The organism is Brevibacillus sp. 1238 (assembly GCF_029892995.1).
Taxonomy (GTDB): domain Bacteria; phylum Bacillota; class Bacilli; order Brevibacillales; family Brevibacillaceae; genus Brevibacillus; species Brevibacillus parabrevis.
This window is the reverse complement of sequence record NZ_JARXWC010000026.1, coordinates 1-15,227: the sequence shown is the minus strand read 5'-3', so window position 1 is coordinate 15,227 and position 15,227 is coordinate 1. Positions and strand designations below refer to the sequence as shown.

Here is a 15,227-nt window from a genome sequence, read left to right as displayed (position 1 = left end):
GGGAGACGAAGCGGTTCACGGAGCTTGCTCCGGCAGAGCTTTTGCGGGTAGATGTACCTGCACATCGGGCAAAAGTAGGCGAGTTGTTGCGGGAGGCGAGCGAACTGGTGCGGACGGAAGCCTGTCGCAAGCAGAAAGGCGCACGCATCAAAGCGAGAAACGTGGGGCGGGGAGCCGATCTGATTGGCGCGAAGCTCAAAGGAGCCGATTTGCTGGGAGCGAACCTGCGCGGAGCCTACTTGATCGCGGCTGATTTGCGCGGCGCAAACTTGAGATGGGCCGACCTGATTGGCGCTGATCTGCGCGATACCGATTTGCGCGGCGCCGATCTGACGGACAGTCTGTTTCTCACCCAGGCCCAGCTCAACGCAGCGAAGGGCGATGCTGCCACGAAAATACCGCCCTCGTTTACGCGGCCCGAGCATTGGGCGTAAGCTTCTGGCACAACTTCATTATTGCAGGAGAAGGAGAAAAGCCCCGCATACAGCGAGGCTTTTTCCAAACAGGCAAACTGGCAATAAACCGATTTTTGCTTGCATTAAAATGGGATTCGCTTGGTGTGAATCACATACTGATGCTTGGCTGCCCATGCGTGGAGTCCGTTCCAAAACCGCTCGCAGGCCGCGACGATTTTGCCCGAATCCGCCAAATCTCCAGCCATCACCATTGTCGCTATCTGGTCGTAGCCATCGGGACGATCTGGCAGTTCCAACGATTCAGGCAGTACCTTGGCTCCTGTCGAATAGAACGTCTGCTGGTGCAGCCCGATCAGCATAGCGCCGTATTGGGCAAATTGCATGGCCAGGTAAGGGAGGTAAGTGCGGGGGCCTTCCAGGCTGATATTCCTCAGCTTCCCGATGAACTCGTACATTTCACCTACAAGCACGCCGTTGATTGCCTGCGTGAACGCTTCTTTGGCAGGAGAGTGCGCCGCTTCTTTCAACGTTTGAAAAAAGCCTTTCGGATCATACAGACTCAGCGGGGCGAAAAAAGGGCCATGGGTCAGCGGCCAGTCATCTTCGACAGTAGCAGCCATGTCCAAAAGCACATGTGCACTGATGACATTCACTTCGGCTTTCCATGGTCCGGCAGACCATTCGTGGCTGAAATCTGTTTCTTCGCCTGACTCTTCTAGGACGCACAACATCTCTATATCAGAGAACGGGCCGTCCGTTCCGCGCGATACCGAGCCATAGACGCCGATCGCCAAGACTTTTTCGCCGTAAACCTCGTGCAATCGGGCGGCAATTTCCTTGCAGGTTTGCAGTCTTTCGGTGCGAGATATTTTTACTGGTCCATTCATGCTCATTTGTATGCATCTCCCTTGAGTTTAAGTTTAATTGGGGGGAATGGGACAAATGCTCACGAATGGAGGGCCGCGGGCTTAACGAGGGATGTTTTTGGGATGCATGAGCAATCTCCTCCAACAACAGAAAAGGTAGGTTCCTATTTATACGCTACTTTAACTTGGTTACCATGTTTTTACAATATATTTTGCCCAGGCGCATCCAGCAAAGACCGAATGCCCTGACCATGCAAAAAGAAGACGTTGTTACACGTCTTCTTCTTTTGTTTCTTCGGAAGCGCTGAACCCGATCCGCTTGGGCGGGTTTGCCGGGTCTGCTTTGTTGACTGCCATCAAGAGAAAACTGATTTGCGAGATGTGCTGGATGAGTTCGACTGGGGCGCCTGCTTCTGTTGTTCCGAAAAAACGAATCAGACTGGGATTGAAATAGCCGATCCCTTCTACGCGCAAGGTGATATTTTGGCCGAACGATACCAGCCGCATCCCGACTTCATGCTGTTCATCCAGGGATATCTCAAATTCGGCAATCATTTGAATTAAGCGCTTGTGAAATTCGCTCGCAAGATTTTGATCGGGCTGTACCTCAAATACAGGAAGCTCTTTCGTTTTCACAGCATTTGGGGATGTAGGTAAGCTATACTCGTTGGCTGCCATAGCAATACCCCCTTTTTACAAACATTATAATCTATGAAAATAATTTGAAAAAGGTTAAATTTTGCTCGGATAAAAAAGGGAAACTCCTTGTCAGGAAAGGAGTTTCTCTTTAAGGAACAAATTTAGCATTTGACACAACTGATGTGAGTATAATTTGTGAAAAACAGTAAAAAAACATCATTTACATATTTATCCATTTAAGTTAAGATAAGTGCGCAGTCACAGCAGGTTAACAAAAGGGAGGGACTGAACAAGTTGATAGATGTAACTTCCATACAATTTATCGCTCCAATCGTAGTTTTGTTGATTATCTTATATAGCACGTATAAATACAGATTTCAAAAGTATAATTTGCAAAATACTGGTATATGTTTAATTGCTGCGTTGGCACTATTAACCATACGAGTTAAAGATTTATACACCTATAGTATGTTGATCGTGTATGCACTGTTGTTTTTGTTGTTTGTTTATAAACTAAGCAAAAATCGACATAAGGTTTAAGAGATTTAGTAGCCCTGCTTAAGTTCACTCACAAGCCCTCCGTCTAATATGGGGGGTTTTTGTTTGGACTACAATGTCGAGTGATGCTAAAAATCGTCGGAATATTACTATTTACTTTTGTTATTATTTTACAAATAATGGATAATGTAAAAACAAAAAATGGGAGTGGATGTAAATGAAAGGTACTTTTAAGAAAATTATCGCTGCAGCTCTTACTTTCTCAGTCTTAACACTATCAGCTAGTGGTGTATATGCCCAATCAGCCGATAGTGAGAATCTAGTTGATACTTTTTCTTACGAAAGAGAAATTCATGATGAGAACAATAATGTCATTGGAGTTATAACAACAGAAGTTTCGAGGGAAATCAAAACCGAAGAAGACGGCACGAAAGTAATCACACTGGAAAAGGACATTGTTGAGGAATACGATGATGGTGAAGAAGAGCAGTATAATAAAACGCACGAAATTAAAATAACACCATCTGGAGAATATTATTTGAATGGTGAAAAACTAGATGAAGATTTCCTTAATCAATCAGTCAATGTAGGGGAAAAGAACAAATATGCTTTTAAAGGCGAATCAGGAGGTTATCTGGCTACATACGAAGAAATTTCGCCGAACTTCTTTAAACTAGCATCATATAAAGAGGCTAATTTTTTCTTGGACTACTCCTCTAGAAAAACTTTTACCTCTACCTATGTTGGTGAAGACAACCACGCGCGTGATATTAATAGATTTATGACAAAGGCCGATGGTGTAGAAGATGCAAGAGATGATATCTCTGCACTTACTGCAGCCTTATCTGCAGAGTTGGGTATTGCTGTAATTACTGCCGGGACGGTGCTTGGTGCAATTGCATCGGGTACAGCTGCAGCAATAACTGCTTCTGAGTTGTTGGATGCGAGCGAGGAAGGGCACGAAGATTTAGAAGATGCTTACTACCTCATTAAAAACATGGGAAGTTAAGCAAGCTTGTAAAAGATATGGATTACAAACCGCCCTCAGTTTTAGTAGTGAAGTGACCCCATAAAGTTAGACATGTCATTTAATTAGGCGGTTGCCTGGGTATGAGTTCGGTATTGTACCGGACTCATGCCTTTTAATTTTGTCTTAATCCGTTTGTGATTATAGTATCGAATATAGTGGGCTAGCTCTGATTTTAAGTGGTCCACACTGTGAAATTCTTTTAGATAAAGTAGTTCCGATTTCATAATCCCAAAGAAATTTTCCATCACAGCATTATCGAAGCAGTTCCCTTTTCGGGACATACTTTGCATGATTCCTCGCTTACGAAGCGCATACTGATATTGTTTCATTTGGTAGTGCCAGCCCTGATCAGAATGAATCATAAGATTACAATCATTTATCAACTGCTCAAAAGCTTGTTCTAGCATGGTTGAAACCAAGGAATAGCTTGGTTTTGGACCGACTGTATAGGTAATGATTTCAGCGTTATACAAATCCAATACGAGAGAGAAATATAGCTCCTTTATAAGAGCGATATTTTTTCATGCGGACAAGACATTTTAGATCCAGTTCTTTCATGATTCGCTGGACTTTTTTGTGATTCACTTTGTGCCCACGATTTTGGAGATCATCACGAATACGACGGTAACCAAGACGACCTTCATGGTCGTCATAAATGGTTTGAATCAACTGTTTCAGTTCTTTATCCGAATCAGGACGTCCAAAGTTTTTCACGTAGTAATAATACGTACTTCTTGGGATATCTGCCAGTTTAAGTAGTGCTGTCACCGGATATTCATGCCTTAGCTCGTAGACTACTTGGATTTTGTCTTGTTTGGTGATTTTTCCTTGCTTTGAACTAAGGCATTCAACTTTTTTAAATAGGTATTTTCCATACGCAAACGTTCATTTTCTGCTTTCAATGCTTCTAATGATTCTTCCGCAGGTACTTGAGTGTTGCTTGAGCCGTGATTCTTTTTTTGCATGGATGGACGTCCCTTTTTCTTTGGTTTAAGGGCATCTATTCCCTGCCATTCTACTTGCTTTTTCCATTGAATGAGCAATGAATGCGATGGGATGTTAAAGCGTGCAGCAGTTTCTCTGATAGACGTCCCTTGTTCGTTCATATAATGGAGTACGTCTAGTTTAAACTGAGCGGAGTAACCTGTATAGAGTTTTGTAAACGCTTCGATACCGTGGTGTTGATAATGCTGGACCCATTTAATCACTTCAGATTTAGATGTACCGATGGACGAACTAATTACGGAAAAACTTTCGTTACCGTTTAAGTAGCGATGGATTGCTGACAACTTTTCATCTGTAGAAAATGTAGTCATAAAAAAAACTGCACCTCCAATCGTTAGTTGTGTCTAACAATTGGGGTGCAGTTCATTAAGGGCGGTTTTTTGTTTGTATGTTTGCAATTTGTTCGCATATAACGAGCGCCGGATTAAGCTGGCAAGCGATGAGGACTGGCAGTGGATACCGATAATTTGATAACAGCTGTACAGGCATAAATGTGAAAGGCACCTCAATGAAGGTGCCTTTCACTGTTATTTGCTGTATTCCATGACCTCAAAGGATTGAATTTTGCTGAATGCTACGTAATCTTTTCGGGATGTAAACGGCCCTTTGTTGAAGTTTTTTTCGAACATGTATATTTCTTTTCCTTGACCATCAGCACGTCTGTTGTACCAGTCAATGAAGTCTTCGATCTCAGCAGCAGTTAGATCAAATTCCTTTTCTAAACCACTGATCATTTTGATAGCAAGAAGTGCATTTTTTTCGGATGGGCCCGGATCAGTACCTGGATCCGTACCTGGATCAGGAACCACCTTTACTTTTGCCATCATTTCCATTTCTTCAATACCAGTATAGGCAGAATAGCCGTTATTAGCTGTAATGTTAAGGCGGTATTGAGTGAAAGCAGTGTTATTTGTGAATACGAATTCTTTTTTAAGGTTAGGAGCCCATCCAGTGATGTTTACTTGTTGATCGAGAATGATCCACTCTGATCCATTGAAGGCTTCAAAAGTCCAATCCTTGGGACTCTCACCTTTCATATACTCTCTAGACGTAATGGTGTATTTTGAAATCACCTGTGGAGAAGGAAATTCATACTGTAACCAACCGAGAGTTGTACCCGAAGTATACCAACCATACGTATCATCCACATCGTTGAATGCGCGGTATGCTTTATGATTTGAACTCCATTCAGTGCTTGCGCTAGCTAGACCACTTGGACTGTTGTTGCTTGTCATTGCAGGGATTAAATCGTTGGTGTATTGATCTTCAGCATGAGCTGTGTTTTGCCCTGAAAATAAAATAGAAACTATTAGGCCAAAACTTATGAGTAGTAAGTTTCGTTTTGTTGCAAGAAGCATAAGAATCCCCCTTATTTTTCAATAAATGATAATAAAATACAGACATGAGTATAAAACAATACCCAATTTTTATCAAAACAAAATATGGAAATTCATTAGCTTGGGATAGAAATATTTACTCAGTTTATCCTCGGTGACTCTGCCCAGATGCGAACATACCCAGCGATCGTTGGCAGTCTGAAAAATGATGTGCCGGAGTGCATTCAAGAAATGGCTGACCCGCCCCTGCTTTAGTAGAGACGGGTTTTTGTTCATATGCTCTTACCAACTTGCTCCAGAACCTTGAGAAACAGAGGAGATATACGTCAATGACCCACGTTGATGAACATGAGGTCATTGTCAATGTATAACTTGACGGCAGAACACTGTAATTATGTCTAATAGGTTGGTGAGTAGAGATGGAACACTTACTTAAGGATTGGTCGCTCACATAGGATATCGAAACGAGTTTTAATAGGGGCAATGCTGAACAGAAATCGGTTGACGAAATGTGTCAATAACTAAGATTTTTGACCAGTAACGAGCAATGTGCGAACAAGAAAAACCCTTACAAAATAAGGGTTTTTCTCTCTTGGTACTACATCCAGCATTACCTATTATCCACTTTCTCCGGATACATATCATGATTCATCAAGCGATAGCTGGCCATCTCCTCATACTTCGTGCCCGGCTTGCCGTAGTTGCAGTACGGGTCGATCGAGATGCCGCCGCGCGGAGTGAATTTGCCCCACACCTCGATGTATTTCGGGTCCATCAGCTTGATCAGGTCGTTCATGATCACGTTCACGCAATCCTCGTGAAAATCGCCGTGGTTGCGGAAGCTGAACAGGTACAGCTTGAGCGATTTGCTCTCGACCATTTTGATATCCGGGATGTAGCTGATGTAGATCGTAGCAAAATCCGGCTGTCCGGTGATCGGACACAGACTGGTGAACTCCGGGCAGTTGAACTTGACGAAGTAGTCGCGGTACGGGTGCTTGTTGTCAAAAGACTCGAGTACACTCGGGTCGTATGAATAGTTGTAGGTCGTTCCCTGGTTGCCCAGCAGGGTGAGGGAAGACAGGTCGCGTTGTTGTTCGTTCATTGGTTTCTCATCCTCGCTTCTTTTCATCTATAATCCAATCCTGGCTTTTCATTTACACGCCTACACGCCGCGCTTGTTTCCCCAAACCAGGGCGTGGAGCTGCGGCAGCACTTTCGCGTCGTTCAAATCGGGGGCGGCCATCGCCTGGTCGATCAGCCATTCAAAGCTTTCCAATAGCTTTTCTCTCAGTTCGTGCGTGTCCGCGCTGACGAGATCGCTATTTCCCGGCTGGAGGAAAAAAGGAACCGCCGGATACCGTCGATGGATGTCGCGCGCATATGCGAAGTCGGCGTCGTCAAACACGACGACCTTCAGGCTCAGCCCCGGATGCTTTTGCTCCGTCAGAGCGCCCACGATGCGATCGAGCACGGCGTAATCCGTGTTCATGCCAGAGCTGGGCGGCTTCGGAGAAATCGTGATGTCGTCGATCAGCGGCAGCCATTCCTGCCAGCGGCTTCCTTGTGTCTCCAGCGCCGTGCGAATGCCGCGTTCCTTTAAAAACGAGACAAGCTCGCCCATGCCTGCGAGAAGCGCCGGGTTGCCGCCAGAGATGGTGACATGGGAAAAACGGTCTTGGCCAAGACGCGTTAGCTCTGCCCAGACTTCCTCGACGGACAACTGCTTGATTTCATCGCGCGCCGAGCCGTCCCACGTAAAGGCGGAGTCACACCAGCTACAACGGTAGTCGCAGCCAGCGGTGCGGACGAACATCGTCTTTTGCCCGATGACCATGCCTTCCCCTTGAATCGTCGGGCCGAAAATTTCCAGAACGGGAATGCTCACTCCATCATCCACTCCCGTCTCGCCTCGGCGTAGCTCGTCGGCGTTTCAAACAGGCGGACAAATTCGACGCGAGCGCCGCGGTAGCGGTCGCGATAGACGTCAGATTGAAGCTGCTGCTCCATTTGTTCAAACAGCCAGACGACCATGTTTTCTGCCGTGGTGTTCATCGGCGGCAGCATTTCATTCAGGTAGCGGTGATCCAAGTAAATCTCGATATGTTCCTTCCAGATTTGCTTGATGTCGCCGAAGTCGATGACCAGCCCGATTTCATCCGGGTAGCCGCTGATGCCAAACACGACGTGGTACGTGTGTCCGTGCAAGTTTTTGCATTTGCCTTCGTAGGCGTGCAGATGGTGGGCGGCGTCAAACGTAAACTCCTTGCTCACCAGCACGCGCTTGTTGTGGTAGCGCAGCTGCGATTGTTGAATATGGGTGCCAAGTGTCTGCATGCGGTCGACGATGCGAAAGTCAAAGTTTGCGCTCATCAGACGTTGGCCCCGGATTGAGTTTTTTCGGAAAGATACTTGTCCAGTCCGGCTTTTCGCAGGTGGCAGGCAGGGCATTCGCCGCAGCCGTCGCCTTTGATGCCGTTGTAGCAGGTGAGGGTTTTTTCGCGGATATAGGTGAAGGCACCCAGTTCATCCGCCAGCTTCCACGTTTGCGCCTTGTCGAGCCACATGAGCGGCGTATGGATCACAAACGGATAATCCATGGACAGGTTAAGCGTCACATTGAGCGATTTGACAAACGCATCGCGGCAATCGGGATAGCCGCTAAAATCCGTTTCGCAAACGCCAGTAACCAAATGCCGCGCTCCTTTTTGCTTGGCGAAAACGCCTGCAAAAGACAGGAACAACAGATTGCGCCCGTCGACAAATGTGGATGGAAGCTGGCCTTCCTCCTGGGTGATGTTGATGTCTGTGCGGGTTAGTGCATTGGGAGCGAGTTGATTCAACAGGCTCATGTCCAATACGGTGTTGGCTACGCCCAACTCCCGGGCGATCTCTTTGGCACACTCGATTTCCAGCTTGTGCCGCTGCCCGTAGTCAAACGTAATCGTTTCTACTTCGCCGAATTGCTGCTTGGCCCAGAACAGGCAAGTGGTGCTGTCCTGACCTCCACTGAACACAACGACGGCTTTTTCCTTTTTCATGCTCTCCATCTCCTTCAGTATCGTAATGGAAGAAAGAGAGTTCTTGAACTTGCTCCTGCAAAAAAACAAAACAATACCAAGGGATCGGTACTGTTGTCCACCTTAGTTTTTTATAGAGGGAGTTCGCGAACCTCTCCCGCGCCAGTCGCGCGGATTTCGTATGCGATTGATGGCGGCTGCCATCCTGAGCCATTATACTATAGATTGGCCTGCCGTGGGCAATCGGCAACGAAAAAACGATTGACGGAATATGGTGTCACTGCTAGTATTTTTTAATAACACCAATGGAGAAAATCAGCGTATAAAAAGACGGATAATTCTGGTTTTAATACTTTAAATGAATGAATTTTTACCTTTATTACAATCAATTATCCTGCGAATGGAATAATTAGAAAAATAGAACAGAACGGGTGAGAATAATGCGGGATGTCCCATTAGTAGAAGAGTATCGCGGAGGTATATTGGAAAATGTTCATTCAGGCATCGTTTGCGGCGTGGATGAGCACGGCCAGGTCATTTATTCGGCAGGAGATGTGATGCATGTTGCCTTGCTGCGTTCCGCTGCCAAACCGTTTCAGGCGCTTCCGGTAGCGAGGCAAAAAATTGACGAAAGATTCGGTCTGACAAGTCGGGAAGCGGCGCTGTTCGCGGCTTCTCATCGCGGTGAAGCCTATCATCTGGAAGGGCTGGAATCGCTTTTGGCCAAAACGGGCATTCGCGAAGACGAACTTTTAACCTGCCCGACGTATCCATTAAATGAAGCGCCCAAGTTCGCCTGCTTGTCCCAAGGTGTAGCCAAGCGCAGACTTTTTCACAACTGCGCAGGAAAGCATCTGGGCTTTTTGGCGTTGTCCAAGGAACGCGGCTATACGACCAGCGATTACTACAAGCAGGAGCATCCGGCCCAGCAGGAGGCCCTGGCAGCTTTTTCCAGTCTCGCCGAGTACCCGCAGGAGCACATCGGCCTTGCTGTCGACGGTTGCGGCTTTCCTGTTTATGCCCTGCCACTCAAGCATTTGGCGATCGCTTATTTGAAGCTGGCCTGTCCCGACCTGATTGCGGAACAAGAAAATCGCCAGGCGGTTGAAAAAGTGACGGGCTGGATGACGGCCCACCCGGAAATCATCGCCAGCCACCAATTCATCTGCACAGCTCTGCTGACCGATCCGAACATTATTGCCAAAGGCGGCGCGATGGGCGTATACGGTTTTGCGCTGAAAAAGGAGCGAATCAGCTTTTCGCTGAAGGTACTGGACGGTTCAGAGCTGGTTTGGCCGCTCGTCATCGCCAACATTTTGGAGCAGATCGATTACAACAACAAGGAGACCATTGCCAGGTTGCATGCGTTGGCCCCGAAAGAAATCGTCAACGATAACCAGTTGGTCGTCGGGGAAAAGCGGCCCGTGTTCGTTCTGGAAAAATGCTAGGCGCGCACTTGCGCAACGGTGGCGACGCTCAGTACAATGTCCATAAAAGCTACGGACGAGAGGAGAAATCACATGCTGGTGGAAGTGATTGCGACTTCGGTGGAGGATGCAAAACGCGCAGAGCGAGGCGGCGCAGATCGGCTAGAGCTGATTTCCGGCATTTTGGAGGGAGGGCTTACGCCAAGCTGGGGCTTGATCGAAGCGGCGGTCAAGGCTGTCTCCATTCCTGTCAATGTCATGGTGCGGCCGCACAGCCAATCTTTTTGCTATACCAAAGACGAGCTGCGTGTCATGAAAGAAGATGTGCGCGTCGTCCGCGAGCTAGGGGCGGCAGGTGTTGTTTTTGGCATGTTGACGCCAGACAAGCAATTGGATCGTGACGGACTGGAGCTGTTGCTGGAAGAAGCAAACGGCCTGAACGTGACTTTTCACCGGGCTTTTGACGAAGCGGTGAGCCAGCTTGGAGCTTTGGACATCTTGTTGCAATATCCGCAAGTAAAGACGATCCTGACTTCCGGGGGAAAACGTACAGCCATGGAAGGCGCAGATTGCATCGCGGAGCTGGTGCGCAAAACGGAAAACTCGACTCTGTCCATTTTGGCAGGGAGCGGGCTGTCCGCGACGAATGCGCCCGAGCTGATCGGGCTGACTGGCGTCCGAGAGGTTCATTTCGGTACCGCAGCCAGGGAAGAGGGGCAAGCTTTGCGCTATGTGGACAGCGAGCGAGTCGCTGCGATCAAGCGAGCATGCCTGTCAAAAGAATAGAAGAAAGACATGAAAACAAGCCGCCCCCTCACTTTTGCAGAGGAGTCGGCTTGTTTTGCAGTCGCTGCCTGATGTGGTACCAGACGACGAGTAGCAACGGGTAGGCAACCGCCACAGAAAAATCAAAGAGCGGCCAAAATGTGTAGGCTTGAAGCAAAAATGTTTCATTCGGCAAAAGGATGATGGCGCCCACGACAAACAGCAGACAAGTAGGATAGGTGAGTAGCTGGTATTCCTTCAGTTTCAAAAGCTGCTGAATGCCTACGCAAAAGCCGTACATGTACAAGACGACCTTGAAATAAATCGAAACGAACCACATCAGTGCCATCATGGCTTCCTGCCGCTGAAAAAACTCACCGACATGAACCCGCTTCGCCAGCGAGTAACTGGGGAAATTGTCTGTAGCAGTCAACACCGGACCGAGCACCAAAAGCGTCATCAAAATGATCGTGATCAGGCAGATTCCGCCGTAGATCGCTCCCCGCAAAAAAGCAGAAGTGAGCTTTTGCGGGACATCGACGAAAGGGGTAATCATTAAAAAGACGATCAGCTCTGTATACGGGTAGGCGATCACAGAAAAAGAGCCGCTGATGACAGGGGCAAGCCCGTTTTCCAGAACGGGCTGCAAGTTGCGAAGGGAAAACTGTGGTACCAACAAGAAAAAAAACGAGAGAAAAGTAAAGACGAACCAGAGATAAAAAATCTCACTCGTCCGCGCGAAAGTCTCCAAGCCGAGGCGCACACCGAACAGGGAGCACGCCACGAGAAGGATGACGACGGCAACGCTCGGTGTCTCTTTCAAAATTTGCGCGGTCATGAAATCGCCGATGGCACGCACGTAAACAGAGCCGTTGATCAGCAGAGTGAAAAGGAACATGATGGATAAAGCCGTACCGAGCCAACGCCCGAAAATGAGTATGTTTTTCCCGATCAGCGTGTGCTCCTGGTGCAAACGGCTGATTATGCAATATAGATAGATGACAGCCAGGCCAACCAATACACCAATGATGCTGGAAAGCCAACTGTCGTAGGAGGCCTCTTTCGCTACGGCTGCCGGCAAGATCAGAATCGAATCGCCGACCGTAATCAGGGTAACCAGAATGGTGAATTGGCGCGTGCCGATCGTTCCGGGCTTCTGCATGAGGTTTCACCTTCAGTGGAGTGATCTCCCTATTATTTCCAAGCGGGTAGCAGGACAAACGACCGCGTCCCGGAAGATCAGCTGAACCCGTTCTTGTAACTTGTAAGGAATGTTTTTGGAATTGTATGATAATAGAAGGGCGATTGTGTTCGACTTTTACAGGAGGGATGGAGAGCGGTGGAGCTGGAGAAACGTTTGTCAAAGATCGTGCAGGAAGCGGCAGGGACATGGGGAGTCGTAGTAAAAGAGCTGGCGGTGCCGCAGGGAATCTGTTTTGAGCACCAACCGGACGAGCTGTTTATTGCCGAAAGCGTCATCAAGGTTCCGATTATGGCAGCGGTTTACGCGGCCTGTGAGCAGGGCAAAGCCCGGATCGAGGATCAGCTCCCTTTGCGCAAAGAGGATTTGGTAGGCGGATCAGGCTTTTTGTACGCGCTCTCGCCAGGCTTGAAGCTGTCCATACGCGATCTGGTCACGCTGATGATTATTCAGAGCGACAACACAGCGACGAATATGCTGATCGATTTTGTGGGAAAAGAGCTGATTGATCAGACGATGCGTGAGCTGGGAATGGAGCGAAGTTACTATTCGCGCAAGGTGATGATTTATCCGCAGGACGTGACGGCCAACAACATGATTACGGCAGGGGATGTGGCGCGGATGCTGGAGCATATCGTTTCTGGCAGCGGATTTTCCCGGACGGCGCGTACTGAAATGATTGCGATTATGAACAAGCAGCAAGTGCTGAACGGCTTGCCGTCCCAACTGCCGTCCGCGAGCAATCAGGATGGCTTGCCTGGCTGGGAATTGGCGTGCAAATCCGGTTGGGACACAGGCAGGCAGCACGACGTCGGGATACTTTTCGTAGAGGGGCGACAGTTTGCGATTGCCGCCTTGTCGCAGGATGTAACGCCAGAGGCAGCTTTGCACACGCTTGGCTTGCTGGGCAGGGCTGTGTACGATTATGCCGTGGCTTAAACCGATGATAAGGTTGCAGCAGTTGTTTGGTTAATAAAAAGGGAGCCCTTTTAGCGGGTTCCCTTTTTTATTGCTAGTTTCCGTTATGCTTGCTCACATGACTTCTTTTAACTGAACAGGATCGATTTTGACCAGCGTTTCAAAACGGTTGGGGGTATCAGCGTGCACATGCTCTTTGACGACCCCCATTTTCGCCAGGAGTCGCAAGCTGGTGTAGACCGTTGAGAGTGTGATGCTGGGCATTTCGTTTTTCAAGGCATGGTAAACGTCTTTGGCTGTAGGGTGTTGCTGGGACATCAGCATATAGCGCAAGACGGCGCGTCTTTGAATCGTCAGGCGTTTTCCGAAGTGTTTGATCTGGTTTGTGACACTGGCCAGTTGTTCATCCATCACAGGTCACCTCTTTTTTTGATAATAATTATTACTTGATTATAATTATCGATTTGTTTGTGCGGCTAGTCAATCTCTTTTTTCTAGAAAGAAGCCCAACTCTCGTGCATGTTTGCTGTGCTTCAGCAAATGTTACTGAGAAGGAAGGAGCGGAAATGGGGGTTTTCTTTTCGACCAAAACATGGTAGTGTATGTGCGGATTTTGCTTACGCGAAAAATGTCAGGAGTGAAACCGTGTGGCGCGAAAAAAACGAACAGCAATCCAGTTGAACAGCCCGCAGAGAAAAGCAATGGAGTACGGGATGCTGATCCTCGGTTCCCTGGTGCTTGCAACCAGCTTTAACCTTTTTTTGAACCCCAATCAGATTGCTTCTGGAGGAGTCTCAGGCTTGTCCACCATTTTGCATAATCTGTTTGGACTTCCCCCGGCTATCGTCCAGTGGGCATGCAATATCCCGTTGTTTCTGTTGGGATTGAAGCTGCTGGATCGGCAATACAGTATGAAAGCCGCGATCGGATCGGTCGTTTTGCCGTTGTGTGTCATGCTGACGAGTCATTTGCATCCGTTGACGACCAATCCGCTGCTTGCCAGTATTTATGGAGGAATCGGCGTAGGGCTTGGAATCGGGATTGTTTTTCGGGGCAGAGGATCAACAGGGGGCTTCGCGATTGCCTCGCAAATTCTTCATAAGTATACGGGATTTAGTCTAGGAGCCTGCGTCGCGGTATTTGATGGATTTGTTATTTTGTTCGCAGGAATTGTGTTCGACCCGGAAAAAGCTTTGTATGCACTTATTGCCTTATTTGTTACGAGCAAGACGATTGATATTGTTCAAATGGGGTGGAATACCTCCAAAGTTGCCTATATCATCTCGAACGAAACGGATTCGCTGCGAGAAACGATCTTGTATGACCTGGACAGGGGCGTGACTTTGTTGGACGGCTCTGGGGGATACACGGGGGATGCGCGCAAGGTGCTGATGGCTGTTGTGAGCCAAAGCGAGGTCAGCAAGCTGAAAATCATGGTGCGTTCTGTCGATCCCGATGCGTTTATCATATTATGCCCGGCGAATGAAGTGCTTGGTGAAGGCTTCCGAGCAGGGTAAACAGGAGAGTGGCGGCTTTGGTTCCGCCACTTTTCTCGTTTATTTTGGCGTTTTTTTAAATTCTGATGAAAAAGTTTTCGATTTTCTATTGCATTTAAAAAAGGGACATGCTATATTAAATCTCGTGAGCGGGACACACACGAAACGCTCGCAGCGAGAAAACAAAAAACACGCCGGTATAGCTCAATTGGTAGAGCACCTGACTTGTAATCAGGGGGTTGTGGGTTCAAGTCCTATTGCCGGCACCACTACATATCACAAGTTTGGTTGGCTGGAAAGTTAACGAGAAACGCATAAGTGAATGTAGACAAAACTTTTAGCGCTGATGCGCAAAATGCTCCTTGAAAACTGAACAGCGAAAGCGTTGATGAGTCTATCATTAAATGATTTGCCAGCTTTGAACCAGTAACAAACTTTATTGGAGAGTTTGATCCTGGCTCAGGACGAACGCTGGCGGCGTGCCTAATACATGCAAGTCGAGCGAGGGTCTTCGGACCCTAGCGGCGGACGGGTGAGTAACACGTAGGCAACCTGCCTCTCAGACCGGGATAACATAGGGAAACTTATGCTAATACCGGATAGGTTTTT

15 protein-coding genes, 1 tRNA gene, 1 rRNA gene, 1 pseudogene and 1 riboswitch are annotated in these 15,227 nt (G+C 47.8%); of the genes and pseudogenes, 8 read left to right on the top strand and 10 right to left on the bottom strand.

Annotated features, from left to right (window positions below; all coding sequences use genetic code 11):
- Window positions 1-434, top strand: a 434-nt coding sequence (locus M2298_RS28025) for a pentapeptide repeat-containing protein (RefSeq protein WP_280649359.1), incomplete at its 5' end; no start/stop codon positions are given.
- A gap of 104 nt (window positions 435-538) precedes the next feature.
- Here the strand turns inward: M2298_RS28025 and M2298_RS28020 are convergent.
- Window positions 539-1,309 carry an ANT(4')-I family aminoglycoside nucleotidyltransferase gene (locus M2298_RS28020; RefSeq protein WP_122964721.1) on the bottom strand — a complete coding sequence of 257 codons (771 nt, stop codon included), beginning with the start codon at window positions 1,307-1,309 and terminating at the stop codon, window positions 539-541.
- Between the two features lie 243 nt (window positions 1,310-1,552).
- Complete coding sequence (locus M2298_RS28015; RefSeq protein WP_122964722.1) at window positions 1,553-1,960, bottom strand: DUF6173 family protein; 408 nt, start codon at window positions 1,958-1,960, stop codon at window positions 1,553-1,555.
- A 676-nt stretch (window positions 1,961-2,636) separates the two neighbouring features.
- Here M2298_RS28015 and M2298_RS28010 point away from each other — a divergent pair.
- Complete coding sequence (locus tag M2298_RS28010; protein WP_280649358.1) at window positions 2,637-3,428, top strand: hypothetical protein; 792 nt, start codon at window positions 2,637-2,639, stop codon at window positions 3,426-3,428.
- 83 nt (window positions 3,429-3,511) lie between these two features.
- Here M2298_RS28010 and M2298_RS28005 read toward each other — a convergent pair.
- From M2298_RS28005 to queC, 6 genes and pseudogenes are all read right to left on the bottom strand, one after another.
- Window positions 3,512-4,765: pseudogene (locus tag M2298_RS28005) on the bottom strand (IS3 family transposase).
- 216 nt (window positions 4,766-4,981) lie between these two features.
- On the bottom strand, window positions 4,982-5,812 hold the full coding sequence (locus M2298_RS28000; RefSeq protein ID WP_280649357.1) for a discoidin domain-containing protein: 831 nt from the start codon (window positions 5,810-5,812) through the stop codon (window positions 4,982-4,984).
- A 589-nt stretch (window positions 5,813-6,401) separates the two neighbouring features.
- Complete coding sequence (queF, locus tag M2298_RS27995; RefSeq protein ID WP_063230924.1) at window positions 6,402-6,896, bottom strand: preQ(1) synthase; 495 nt, start codon at window positions 6,894-6,896, stop codon at window positions 6,402-6,404.
- Between the two features lie 60 nt (window positions 6,897-6,956).
- Complete coding sequence (queE, locus tag M2298_RS27990) at window positions 6,957-7,679, bottom strand: 7-carboxy-7-deazaguanine synthase QueE (protein WP_255679159.1); 723 nt, start codon at window positions 7,677-7,679, stop codon at window positions 6,957-6,959.
- Complete coding sequence (gene queD, locus M2298_RS27985; RefSeq protein ID WP_122964725.1) at window positions 7,676-8,164, bottom strand: 6-carboxytetrahydropterin synthase QueD; 489 nt, start codon at window positions 8,162-8,164, stop codon at window positions 7,676-7,678. The genes queE and queD overlap by 4 nt, the downstream gene beginning before the upstream one ends.
- Window positions 8,164-8,832: a 7-cyano-7-deazaguanine synthase QueC gene (gene queC / locus M2298_RS27980; RefSeq protein WP_122964726.1), complete on the bottom strand. Its 669-nt coding sequence runs from the start codon at window positions 8,830-8,832 to the stop codon at window positions 8,164-8,166. Before queC ends, queD begins: the two co-directional genes overlap by 1 nt.
- Before the next feature lie 96 nt (window positions 8,833-8,928).
- Window positions 8,929-8,972: riboswitch (PreQ1 riboswitch) on the bottom strand.
- A gap of 279 nt (window positions 8,973-9,251) precedes the next feature.
- Here queC and M2298_RS27975 point away from each other — a divergent pair.
- Together M2298_RS27975 and M2298_RS27970 are read left to right on the top strand one after the other, a co-directional pair.
- Entirely contained in the window at window positions 9,252-10,259 is a 1,008-nt protein-coding gene (locus tag M2298_RS27975) for an asparaginase (protein WP_242774660.1), read from the top strand.
- Window positions 10,260-10,331: 72 nt separating this feature from the next.
- A complete protein-coding gene (locus M2298_RS27970; protein WP_242774662.1) occupies window positions 10,332-11,024 on the top strand; it encodes a copper homeostasis protein CutC in 693 nt (230 codons plus the stop codon).
- Between the two features lie 28 nt (window positions 11,025-11,052).
- Here the strand turns inward: M2298_RS27970 and M2298_RS27965 are convergent, their stop codons facing one another.
- A complete protein-coding gene (locus M2298_RS27965; RefSeq protein ID WP_173597619.1) occupies window positions 11,053-12,165 on the bottom strand; it encodes a GerAB/ArcD/ProY family transporter in 1,113 nt (370 codons plus the stop codon).
- Between the two features lie 177 nt (window positions 12,166-12,342).
- Between M2298_RS27965 and M2298_RS27960 the strand changes: the two genes are divergently transcribed.
- The gene (locus M2298_RS27960; protein ID WP_280649356.1) at window positions 12,343-13,143 is read left to right on the top strand and encodes a serine hydrolase; all 801 of its coding nucleotides are present in this window, start codon (window positions 12,343-12,345) and stop codon (window positions 13,141-13,143) included.
- Between the two features lie 93 nt (window positions 13,144-13,236).
- Here M2298_RS27960 and M2298_RS27955 read toward each other — a convergent pair whose 3' ends face one another.
- Entirely contained in the window at window positions 13,237-13,533 is a 297-nt protein-coding gene (locus M2298_RS27955; protein ID WP_280649355.1) for a Fur family transcriptional regulator, read from the bottom strand.
- Between the two features lie 236 nt (window positions 13,534-13,769).
- Between M2298_RS27955 and M2298_RS27950 the strand changes: the two genes are divergently transcribed.
- From M2298_RS27950 to M2298_RS27940, 3 genes are all read left to right on the top strand, one after another.
- Window positions 13,770-14,639, top strand: a complete 870-nt coding sequence (locus tag M2298_RS27950) for a YitT family protein (protein WP_122964732.1) — start codon at window positions 13,770-13,772, stop codon at window positions 14,637-14,639.
- Window positions 14,640-14,811: 172 nt separating this feature from the next.
- Window positions 14,812-14,887, top strand: a tRNA-Thr gene (locus tag M2298_RS27945).
- Between the two features lie 167 nt (window positions 14,888-15,054).
- A 16S ribosomal RNA gene (locus tag M2298_RS27940) occupies window positions 15,055-15,227 on the top strand; the annotation flags it as partial.

Bases quoted from the DNA above. Each gene is read 5' to 3' on its own strand.
- M2298_RS28020 (WP_122964721.1), bottom strand. From the start codon at position 1,309: ATGAGCATGAATGGACCAGTAAAAATATCTCGCACCGAAAGACTGCAA.
- M2298_RS28015 (WP_122964722.1), bottom strand. From the start codon at position 1,960: ATGGCAGCCAACGAGTATAGCTTACCTACATCCCCAAATGCTGTGAAA.
- M2298_RS28010 (WP_280649358.1), top strand. From the start codon at position 2,637: ATGAAAGGTACTTTTAAGAAAATTATCGCTGCAGCTCTTACTTTCTCA.
- M2298_RS28000 (WP_280649357.1), bottom strand. From the start codon at position 5,812: ATGCTTCTTGCAACAAAACGAAACTTACTACTCATAAGTTTTGGCCTA.
- queF (WP_063230924.1), bottom strand. From the start codon at position 6,896: ATGAACGAACAACAACGCGACCTGTCTTCCCTCACCCTGCTGGGCAAC.
- queD (WP_122964725.1), bottom strand. From the start codon at position 8,164: ATGAGCGCAAACTTTGACTTTCGCATCGTCGACCGCATGCAGACACTT.
- queC (WP_122964726.1), bottom strand. From the start codon at position 8,832: ATGAAAAAGGAAAAAGCCGTCGTTGTGTTCAGTGGAGGTCAGGACAGC.
- M2298_RS27975 (WP_242774660.1), top strand. From the start codon at position 9,252: ATGCGGGATGTCCCATTAGTAGAAGAGTATCGCGGAGGTATATTGGAA.
- M2298_RS27970 (WP_242774662.1), top strand. From the start codon at position 10,332: ATGCTGGTGGAAGTGATTGCGACTTCGGTGGAGGATGCAAAACGCGCA.
- M2298_RS27965 (WP_173597619.1), bottom strand. From the start codon at position 12,165: ATGCAGAAGCCCGGAACGATCGGCACGCGCCAATTCACCATTCTGGTT.
- M2298_RS27955 (WP_280649355.1), bottom strand. From the start codon at position 13,533: ATGGATGAACAACTGGCCAGTGTCACAAACCAGATCAAACACTTCGGA.